Below are 5,602 nucleotides of genomic sequence, written 5' to 3' on the forward strand. Positions count from 1 at the left end.
CCCAACCTGTTCAATGCGTCCCGCTTGTCGGTGAGTCCCAGCTTCGCCCGGTGCACTGCCTTTGCCAGCAGTTCCACGGAGGTATCGTAGGTCTGGCGGTCCACTGGATAGGGGAACCCGTCCTTGCCGCCGTGGGCAAAGCTGTACCGGGCCGGGTCTTTGTAGCTGGGGGCAACCCCGTGCACCAGCTCGGCAATCAGGCTCAGGGCACGCAGGGTCTTGGCGCCAACCCCCTGCAACCCGAGCAGCTTCTCGAAGTCTTCCGGCTGGCGCTCGTAGACACCAAGCAGTATTCGACTCAGGCTCTCAGGATGTATATCCGCCAGTCCAATCGGGTGGTGGGCGGGAAGACTCAGGGTCTTCAGTTTCTTGAGATCGGACAGGATAATCTCAGGCTTTTCATCGTGGGCAATCCCGGCGATGGTGCTGCGCGCAGGTCCGCTTTCTTCCGCGACCAGGTTCAGCGTGGCACTCTTTGCCTGTGACGCAATCGCCGAGTGAGGCTCGTTGACATAATCGGTCACACTCTCACCGAGCCAGTGGTAGCGACGCGCGTAGTGGTTGCGGTCGTTCATGCCCTGCTGGACCACCGCCCACGAGCCTCTGGGCGTAAACAGAAAGGTATGGTGGTAGAGCTGGTAACCGTCCTGCACGGCGGCGCTGTCCACCTTGGCGGACATCCGGCTGGCGTACACCAGCGGTGCCGGGTTCAGGGATATTCGCTCTCCCCAGGTCTCTATCTCGGACGGCGTCCTCCGCGACGCGCTGCCCTTGCCGCCGGCCACGAACAGCCCCAGGTCACGCTCCAGGCCCTTGATACCCTCCTTCAGGGCGCCGCAGAGGGTGGTGGTCACACCGCTGGAATGCCAGTCGAATCCCAGCACGCAGCCGAAGGCCTGGAACCAGTAGGGGTGGGACATCCGGTGCAGCATCTCGTCGGGACCGTACTCAGCGACGATGGCAATCGTGATTTCCCGGGCCAGCTTGACCATGCGGTCGAACAGCCAGCGCGGTGCTTTTCCGTGGTGCAGGGGCAGGTTGGCAATCCCGGTACGTCTCGACGGCATAGCTAAGACGCCTCTGTGGATATCCGAATGTTATGGCCTGCCATCTGACCGACCATCATGCAATAACTACCGCACAGCTACATGCCGCAGGAAGCGCAGCTTGAGGCGGAGCAGGACGAGCAGGCGTCTCCACCTACCGGCGCCATCATCCCGCTGTCGTCGGTGGTGAAGCAGGCGAACCGGGACAGCACCCGCCCGGCATCCTTCTGGCAGGTGGGGCAGGGGGCCGGCTCAGTGGCGCAGCTTACCGGACGGATTTTCTCGAACTTACTATCGCAGTCGGTGCAAACGTACTCGTAAATCGGCATTTCTCTCTCTCCACCACCAGTTTAGCCATTCTCCGTGTATCCGTCAAGCCTCTGTACTCGTCCAGTAGACTGACGAGGCTTTGACACATCGTTATTCACCTCACCCCCTGCCAACTGAATCATCACTTAGGAAGGCAAGTACTATTCTTAAAATGGCTTTGTCCACAGGGCTTCCCCTGTATACAACAGTCCGCCAATCCGCAAGACCCGCCTGAGCTCTGAGATGGCCTCCTCAGGGTAAGCGTTGTGATGCAACACCCGAAGACAGATTACGAAATCAAAGGAGTCATCGCAGAAAGGCAGATGCTTGATATCCGCCACTGTAAACTCCAGGTTCTCCACCCTTTTGAAGCGTTCTTGCGCCTCGCCTACCGCTCCCTTACTTATATCTACGCCCACTGTGCGGCTCCTGGAAAGGAAAGCCAGTGCTACACTGTAAAGCCCATTCCCACAACCAGCGTCCAGGCACTCTTTGCCCTCAAGCCAGTCAAGAGAGAGGTCCTTGGCTCTGAACGGCTGCCGAAGTGATTCAATCCAGGCCATAAATGCCATGTCATTGCGCACGGTAAGCTTCCTCTGATTCGCTGCCTCTCAAGCCTCCCAGACCACACTCCCACCACTGATAGTCATTTCCACCCGGATGTCTTTTGTCGCTTCAGGGGGGCATGCCGTGGGGTCGTCACTGAGCAATACCATATCAGCCAGCTTGCCCGCCGCTATCGAGCCTTTTATGCCTTCTTCGAAGGAGGCGTAGGCAGCATTTGTCGTGTAGGCAGCCAGTGCCTGCTCCACTGTAATGGCTTCGTCAGGCAGAAGTATTTGCCCGGACTCGGACTGCCTTGTGACGGCGCTATAGATGCCCATCAGGGGGTTGTTGGACACTATCGGCGAGTCCGAGCTCCCCGCGACCACCAGTCCGCTATCGAAGAAAGACTTGAAGCGGTAGAGCCACTTCAGCTGCTCCGCCGGTACCATAGCCCGGTACCTGTCGCCACTGTAGTAGATGAACGGCGGTTGGGTAGCGATAACCGTACCGAGTCGGGAGAGCCGTTCCAGCAGGTGGGGCGGGCACTCGGCGCAGTGCTCGATGCGATGCCGCCGGTCGGCTCCGGTAGACTGACTGCGTACGTATTCCTGGGCAATGATTACCGCCTCAACAGTACTCTCCCGAACTGCGTGTACGGCCACCTGAAAGTCATTCCGGTGCATATCAAGGACCATACGGTTCAGCTCCGGCTGGGGGGGATGGAGCTGCCCGGCGATATTGCTGGGTACTATCTTGACCGCCCCCAGTCGCAACCGGTCATCACCGTCACCGAAGCCCAGACCCGCCTCCCGAAACTCGGCCACAGCCTCAGCCCCGAGCATCATGTATATCCGGCTCCTGAGCTTACGTGCGTCGATGAAGCGGCGAAAGGTCTGCCAGCGCCGGTAATCATTGACTACGGTGGCGTCCTGCAGGGACGTAATCCCCCGCGACAGGTATTCCCGGTTGGCCAGCGCCATGCCCCTCTCCAGTTCCTCATCAGTCCACGACGGCATAACCTGCTCCCGTATGTGGCCCACCATCTCAAAGAGCAGCCCGTTCGGCTCACCATCGCTGACATCACGGTCAATCATCGCCCCTGGCGGTTCCGGGGTCTCCCGGGTGATACCGGCCAGTGCGAGGGCGCGGCTGTTGAGGACACAGGCATGCAGGGAGCGGTGCGAGAGCACCACCGGATGGTCCGGCGCTACCTCATCGATGTCCCGGCGAGTCGGATGGCGCTTCTCTGCAAGGTTGAACTCGCTGTAGTCAGTCCCCTGAATCCACTGGCCGGGCGGAGTGTCTTCGGCCTTGCGGGCAATGATGGCCTTGATATCGGCAATCGAACTCACCGCCGCAGGGCTGAGGTCGATACTGAGGAGCTTTCTGATGAGGCTGAATATGTGGCAGTGCGCATCGTTGAAGCCGGGCACCAGGGTCCTGCCCTGACAGTCAATCGTCTTCGTGCCGGCGTGTTGCACTTCGTCCAGCCGTTCGTTACTACCAACCAGCCAGACCCTGCCGTCCCGGACCGCCACCAGCCGTGCGCGGGGCTGGGCCGGGTCCATGGTTATCACGTTGGCATTCTTCAGTACCAGGTCTGCTGAGGGCATAATGCTCCAGCCTCCTTTGACCAGGTGGTTACAGGCTAGTATACTACCCGTGACACCACGAGACAATGGAGGCACTAATGGACACAGCACAACTGGCGGACAGGCTCGTTTCATGGCTCAAAGAAAAGGTAGCCGAGGCCGGGTGCCAGGGGGCGGTACTCGGTATCAGTGGAGGGATTGATTCTGCGGTTGTGGCAGTCCTGTGCAAACGGGCTTTTCCCGATGCTACCCTCGGGGTACTCATGCCCTGCTATAGTATTCCCCGGGATAAAGAACATGCCCTGGTCGTGGCTGATAAGTTCTCCATCCCCACCAGGGAGGTTGTTCTGGACGGTACGTACGATTCCCTGGCCGGGACACTGCCGGACTTCGGGGCGGAATCCCGGATGGGGCTTCCTTCAAGGGCCAATATCAAGGCCCGGCTCAGGATGCTCGCCCTCTACTTCCTCGCCAATCAGTGGGGCTACCTGGTTGTGGGCTCAAGTAACCGCAGTGAGCTTGCTGTAGGCTACTTTACCAAGTACGGCGACGGCGGTGTGGACATCGCCCCGCTGGGCAATCTTGTCAAGAGACAGGTCAGGGAACTGGCCGGGTTTCTCGGCGTCCCGCAGGAGATAATTGACAAGCCTCCTTCGGCTGGTCTCTGGCCGGGGCAGACCGACGAAGCAGAGCTCGGGCTGACCTATGACGAAATCGACGACTACCTGACGAATGGCCGGGGGCGTAAGGATGTCAGGGAGAAGATAGAGGCAATGATGGCCGGCTGCCGCCACAAGCGCCAGCCTCCTGCCGTGCCTGAATTCTAGCAGGTTACTGAAGTGATTGAAGAAAAACAACCAGATTGACCTGTGCAAGGATTATCGGGGAATCAGGGATTTATGATAGACAACCCTTGAACATCGGCAGCAATGATTAGACGCTTTTCTTTGTATGGTTTCCTCAAAAACCAACGGTATTTTGAACCGTTCATTATCTTGTTTTTCCTCCAGCGAGGACTTTCCTTTACCCAAATCGGGTTTCTCGTTGCCTTCCGGGAGCTTTTCATCAACCTTATAGAAATACCCAGCGGCGCCGTTGCCGATTTATTTGGCCGCCGCCGCAGTATGATTTTGGCCTTTGTCTCCTATATCATTTCCTTCACCATATTCGGTTTTTGCCAGGATTACTGGCATTTCTTTTTCGCCATGTTCTTTTTCGCCGTCGGTGAAGCATTCCGCACCGGCACCCACAAAGCGATGATATTTACGTGGCTCCGTATTGAAGGACGCCTTGACGAAAAAACGAAGGTTTATGGCTACACTCGCTCATGGTCAAAAATTGGGTCAGCGGTTTCTACTGTCCTGGCGGTTGCCTGCGTTCTACTGACCAATGACTATGCCTATGTCTTTTTCTTTGCCATTATCCCGTATATTGCGGGACTGATTAACCTTATGACCTATCCCGGGGAGTTGGAGGGCCAACCCGGTGAGAAGGTGGGCATTCGTGATGTTGTGGCACATCTCTGGGAGTGTATCCGTACTGCATTGGTCGTCAGGAGACTGCGTCGCTTAATCGTGGAATCAATGTCTTTTGAAGGTGTTTATAAGGCAGTTGCAGACTATCTTCAGCCCGTAGTAAAGGATATGGCACTGTTACTTCCCATTTTCCTCGCCTGGGGAGAGACACGCCGCAGCGCAGTCATGATAGGAGTGGTTTACGTTATCCTGTACCTGGTCTCAGCCTATGCCAGCCGGAATTCCCATCGCCTGACCAGTCATGCTGGTGGGGAGGAGAGGGGAAGCCGCCTGCTCTGGAAGGTGGTTTTTGTTCTTTACATTGCACTTATCCCATTGCTGTTCTTCGGGTATTATGAAGTTGCGGTGGTTGGCTTTATTGCTCTTGCTCTGCTACAGAATTTCTGGCGGCCTATTCTGATAAGCCGCTTTGACGCTTTCGCCAGTGAGGCAAAGGGTGCCACTATTCTATCCATCGAAAGCCAGGCAAAAGCAGTCTCTACAATGATAATAGCACCGATTCTGGGTGTGGCTGTGGATTTTGCTCGGAGACAGAGCCTGGGTGGGGAATTCTGGCCGGTAGCTGCCGTCGCGG

General features: G+C 57.3%; 6 protein-coding genes. 2 read left to right on the forward strand and 4 right to left on the reverse strand.

Annotated elements, in window-relative coordinates:
* From VMW13_09535 to VMW13_09550, 4 genes are all read right to left on the reverse strand, one after another.
* The coding region (locus tag VMW13_09535; GenBank protein ID HUV45057.1) for a DUF763 domain-containing protein at window positions 1–1,067 on the reverse strand (1,067 nt) is incomplete at its 3' end.
* A gap of 77 nt (window positions 1,068–1,144) precedes the next feature.
* Complete coding sequence (locus VMW13_09540) at window positions 1,145–1,375, reverse strand: zinc ribbon domain-containing protein (GenBank protein ID HUV45058.1); 231 nt, start codon at window positions 1,373–1,375, stop codon at window positions 1,145–1,147.
* Between the two features lie 147 nt (window positions 1,376–1,522).
* Complete coding sequence (locus tag VMW13_09545; GenBank protein HUV45059.1) at window positions 1,523–1,939, reverse strand: class I SAM-dependent methyltransferase; 417 nt, start codon at window positions 1,937–1,939, stop codon at window positions 1,523–1,525.
* 27 nt (window positions 1,940–1,966) lie between these two features.
* The gene (locus tag VMW13_09550; protein HUV45060.1) at window positions 1,967–3,514 is read right to left on the reverse strand and encodes an amidohydrolase; all 1,548 of its coding nucleotides are present in this window, start codon (window positions 3,512–3,514) and stop codon (window positions 1,967–1,969) included.
* A 77-nt stretch (window positions 3,515–3,591) separates the two neighbouring features.
* On the opposite strand from VMW13_09550, the gene nadE reads away from it, so the two are divergent.
* Both nadE and VMW13_09560 read left to right on the forward strand, forming a co-directional pair.
* Window positions 3,592–4,320 (forward strand): NAD(+) synthase, encoded by a 729-nt coding sequence (gene nadE, locus VMW13_09555; GenBank protein HUV45061.1) that lies wholly within the window; start codon window positions 3,592–3,594, stop codon window positions 4,318–4,320.
* A 102-nt stretch (window positions 4,321–4,422) separates the two neighbouring features.
* The coding region (locus VMW13_09560; GenBank protein ID HUV45062.1) for an MFS transporter at window positions 4,423–5,602 on the forward strand (1,180 nt) is incomplete at its 3' end.

Source organism: Dehalococcoidales bacterium (assembly GCA_035529395.1).
Classification (GTDB): domain Bacteria; phylum Chloroflexota; class Dehalococcoidia; order Dehalococcoidales; family Fen-1064; genus DUES01.

What these genes read in the sequence shown, in the direction of transcription:
- VMW13_09540 (HUV45058.1), bottom strand. Translation starts at nt 1,375, where the DNA reads ATGCCGATTTACGAGTACGTTTGCACCGACTGCGATAGTAAGTTCGAG.
- VMW13_09550 (HUV45060.1), bottom strand. Translation starts at nt 3,514, where the DNA reads ATGCCCTCAGCAGACCTGGTACTGAAGAATGCCAACGTGATAACCATG.
- nadE (HUV45061.1), top strand. Translation starts at nt 3,592, where the DNA reads ATGGACACAGCACAACTGGCGGACAGGCTCGTTTCATGGCTCAAAGAA.